The organism is Paraburkholderia sp. SIMBA_054, assembly GCF_046534875.1.
Classification (GTDB): Bacteria; Pseudomonadota; Gammaproteobacteria; order Burkholderiales; family Burkholderiaceae; genus Paraburkholderia; species Paraburkholderia hospita.
This window is the reverse complement of the sequence record NZ_JAWRXV010000967.1, coordinates 1-264: the sequence shown is the minus strand read 5'-3', so window position 1 is coordinate 264 and position 264 is coordinate 1. Positions and strand designations below refer to the sequence as shown.

The 264-nt window shown below is 64.8% G+C and carries 1 pseudogene; it reads left to right on the top strand.

Features of this window, described 5'->3' with window-relative positions:
* Window positions 1-264, top strand: a pseudogene (locus SB822_RS58005) (GMC family oxidoreductase); the annotation flags it as partial.

Genomic DNA, 264 nt, shown 5'->3' with positions numbered 1-264 from the left:
CAGTTCGCGCCGAAGCGCGAAATGATGGAGCGCGAACAACTGCTCAATTCTCGCGTGTGGCTCTATTCGCGCTGGTACGGCGAGGCGAGTGCGGGCTCGGAGGCGCTGATTCGCTGCAAGGAAGCGCTGATGCTCAAGGACCAGCCCGGACGCAGGCTCACAGCCGACATCGCGACGATGGTCGCGCATCCGCTGCATACGGTCGGGTACGGCCTCGCGCGCTTACTGCAATGGCCCGCGCTCATCACCGACGTCACGCTGCAG